Genomic DNA, 3,578 nt, shown 5'->3' with positions numbered 1-3,578 from the left:
CCCGCCCCGGCGCTCCCGTCCGCCGGCCGCCGGTCCGGGCCCTGCCCCCGCACGCCCTGTTCGCCGAGCGCCTGCTCGCCGTCCTGAGCGGCGAACGCCCCGTCCACTGGATGCTGGGCCAGACCGTCGGCCCGGCGTACGAGCAGCTCGTCCAGCTGGCTCCGACGACCCCGTTCGGCGGCCCGGGCGGCGTCCGCCCCGTCGTGCGCAGCTGCCGCGTCCAGTCGCTCCCGGGCGGCCTGGAGGCCTTCGCCAGCGTCGCCACCGGCGACAGGGTCCGCGCCATGGCCTTCCGGCTCGAACCGGGCGCCGACCGCCGCTGGCGCTGCGCGGCCGTCGAGCTGGACGACCTTCGCGACCTTCCCCGGCGCGAGGCCGACCGCGCCCCGGGCCGCGAGCCGGGCGTCCGTGACCCCCGTCGCGTGCCCGCCCAGACCCGCCGCTCCCCCGCCCCGCAGGAATGACGAAGGGGCCGGCCACCCGATCCGGGTGCCGGCCCCTACCGTCGTCCTGAAACGGACTACTTCTTGCGACGGCGGCCGCCGCCGCCCTTCTGCGCCTTGCGGCGCTCCGCGCGGGTCATCCCGTCGCCGCCCGCGGCCTCGTCGGACGCCCAGTCGCCCTCGACGACCGATCCGTCGCCGTCGACCTTGGGCGCGGTGAAGTGCAGCCGGTCCGGACGCTGCGGCGCGTCCAGGCCCTTGGCGCGGATCTCCGGACGCCCGGCGCCCTGCTTCTCGAGCGAGGGCTTCTCCGCCGCGTCCTGCACCGGGACCTCCTCGACCTGCTGCTCGACCTGGACCTCCAGGTTGAACAGGTAGCCGACGGACTCCTCCTTGATGCCCTCCATCATCGCGGAGAACATGTCGAAGCCCTCGCGCTGGTACTCGACCAGGGGGTCCTTCTGCGCCATCGCGCGCAGGCCGATGCCCTCCTGGAGGTAGTCCATCTCGTAGAGGTGCTCGCGCCACTTGCGGTCGAGCACGGACAGGACCACGCGGCGCTCCAGCTCACGCATGATCTCCGAGCCGAGCTGCTGCTCGCGGGCGTCGTACTGCTCGTGGATGTCGTCCTTGACCGACTCGCCGATGAACTCGGCGGTGATCCCGGCACGGTCGCCCGCCGCGTCCTCCAGCTCGTCCGGCGTGACCTTCACCGGGTAGAGCTGCTTGAACGCGTTCCACAGCCGGTCGAGGTCCCACTCCTCCGCGAAGCCCTCGGCGGTCTCCTGGCGGATGTAGTCGTCGATCGTGTCGTCCATGAAGTGGCGCACCTGCTCGTGCAGGTCCTCGCCCTCCAGGACGCGGCGACGCTCGCCGTAGATGACCTCACGCTGCCGGTTGAGGACCTCGTCGTACTTCAGGACGTTCTTGCGCGTCTCGAAGTTCTGGCCCTCGACCTGGGACTGGGCGGAGGCGATGGCGCGGGTGACCATCTTGTTCTCGATCGGCACGTCGTCCGGCACGTTGGCCATCGCCATCACGCGCTCGACCATCGCCGCCTTGAACAGGCGCATCAGGTCGTCGCCGAGGGAGAGGTAGAAGCGGGACTCGCCCGGGTCGCCCTGACGGCCGGAACGACCGCGCAGCTGGTTGTCGATCCGGCGCGACTCGTGGCGCTCGGTGCCCAGCACGTACAGCCCGCCGAGCTCCTTGACCTCCTCGAACTCCGCCTTGACGGCCTTCTCGGCGCGCTCCAGGGCGCCGGGGAGGGCCGCGGCCCACTCCTCGACGTGCTCGACCGGGTCCAGGCCCGCCTGGCGCAGCTCGGCCTCGGCGAGGTCGTCCGGGTTGCCGCCGAGCTTGATGTCGGTGCCTCGTCCGGCCATGTTCGTGGCGACCGTGACGGCGCCCTTGCGGCCGGCCTGGGCGACGATGATCGCCTCACGGTCGTGCTGCTTGGCGTTGAGCACCTCGTGCTGGATGCCGCGCTTGGAGAGCTGCTGCGAGAGGTACTCGGACTTCTCGACCGACGTGGTGCCGACGAGGACCGGCTGGCCCTTCTCGTGCTTCTCCGCGATGTCGTCGACGACGGCGGCGAACTTGGCGACCTCGGTCCGGTAGATCAGGTCCGGCTGGTCGTTGCGCTGCATCGGCCGGTTCGTCGGGATCGGGACGACGCCCAGCTTGTAGATCTGGTGGAACTCGGCGGCCTCGGTCATGGCCGTACCGGTCATGCCGGAGAGCTTGTCGTAGAGACGGAAGAAGTTCTGCAGCGTGATCGTGGCGAGCGTCTGGTTCTCGTCCTTGATCGGCACCCCTTCCTTCGCCTCGATCGCCTGGTGCATGCCCTCGTTGTAGCGGCGGCCGGCGAGGATACGGCCGGTGTGCTCGTCGACGATCATGACTTCGCCGTCGATGACGACGTAGTCCTTGTCCTTCTTGAACAGTTCCTTGGCCTTGATGGCGTTGTTCAGATAGCCCACGAGCGGGGTGTTCACCGACTCGTAGAGGTTGTCGATGCCCAGCCAGTCCTCGACCTTGGCGACGCCGGCCTCGTGGATGCCGACGGTGCGCTTCTTCTCGTCGACCTCGTAGTCGCCGGTCTCCTCGATGCCCTTCAGCGGGTTGCCCGGCTCGCCCTTGGTGAGGCGGGTGACCAGCTTGGCGAAGTCGCCGTACCACTTGGTGGCCTGGTCGGCCGGGCCGGAGATGATCAGCGGCGTACGGGCCTCGTCGACCAGGATGGAGTCGACCTCGTCGACGCAGGCGTAGTTGTGGCCACGCTGGACGAGCTCGTCCTGGGACCACGCCATGTTGTCGCGCAGGTAGTCGAAGCCGAACTCGTTGTTCGTGCCGTACGTGATGTCGCAGGCGTACTGCTCGCGGCGCTGGGCCGGCGTCATGTTGGCGAGGATGCAGCCGACGTCCAGACCGAGGAACTTGTGGACGCGGCCCATCATCTCGGAGTCGCGCTCGGCCAGGTAGTCGTTGACCGTGATCAGGTGCACGCCCTTGCCGGAGAGCGCGTTGAGATACGCGGGCAGGGTGCCGACGAGGGTCTTGCCCTCACCGGTCTTCATCTCGGCCACATAGCCGAGGTGGAGGGCGGCGCCACCCATGATCTGCACGTCGTAGTGACGCTGGCCGAGCGCGCGCTTGGCAGCCTCGCGCACAGTGGCGAACGCCTCGGGCAGCAGGTCGTCCAGGCTCTCGCCGTCGGCGTACCGCTGCTTGTACTCATCGGTGAGGGCCCGCAGCTCGGCGTCGGAGAGGTCGACGAAGTCCTCTTCGATGGACTTGACCTGGTCCGCGATGCGGTGCAGCTTGCGCAGGATCTTGCCTTCGCCTGCACGCATGATCTTCGAGAGGACGGACACGGGGGTTGGTCTCCTTGCCGGTCGGGCCTGGGACGGTCGGTTTCCTTTTGGCTTGGCTGAGCAACGGCCATCGTATGCGAGGACCCTGCCGCGCCGGGAGCCTGCCGGGGGCGACGAGCGTCCGCTGCTTCAAATCTCCGTCAAAGGGGACAACGGACGGGGGTCGCGGATGGTGCCGCGTTCCACCCATGAATTGTGCGAAATGCGATCGCGCGCTCACTCACCGCATAAACGTTGGCGCTTGCGAGGAACCCACGAG

General features: G+C 69.0%; 2 protein-coding genes. One reads left to right on the top strand and one right to left on the bottom strand.

Annotated features, from left to right (window positions below):
- Positions 1-464 (top strand): Rv3235 family protein (locus tag VIU94_RS38315; protein ID WP_331919150.1); only part of this gene is annotated, 464 nt, incomplete at its 5' end.
- Between the two features lie 56 nt (positions 465-520).
- On the opposite strand, the gene secA is transcribed toward VIU94_RS38315, so the two are convergent.
- Positions 521-3,319 (bottom strand): preprotein translocase subunit SecA, encoded by a 2,799-nt coding sequence (secA, locus tag VIU94_RS38310; RefSeq protein ID WP_331919148.1) that lies wholly within the window; start codon positions 3,317-3,319, stop codon positions 521-523.
- Positions 3,320-3,578: the final 259 nt, after the last annotated feature.

Origin of the sequence: Streptomyces sp., from assembly GCF_036566765.1 — a bacterium.
Lineage (GTDB): Bacteria > Actinomycetota > Actinomycetes > Streptomycetales > Streptomycetaceae > Streptomyces.
This window is presented reverse-complemented; position numbering and strand designations above follow the sequence as displayed.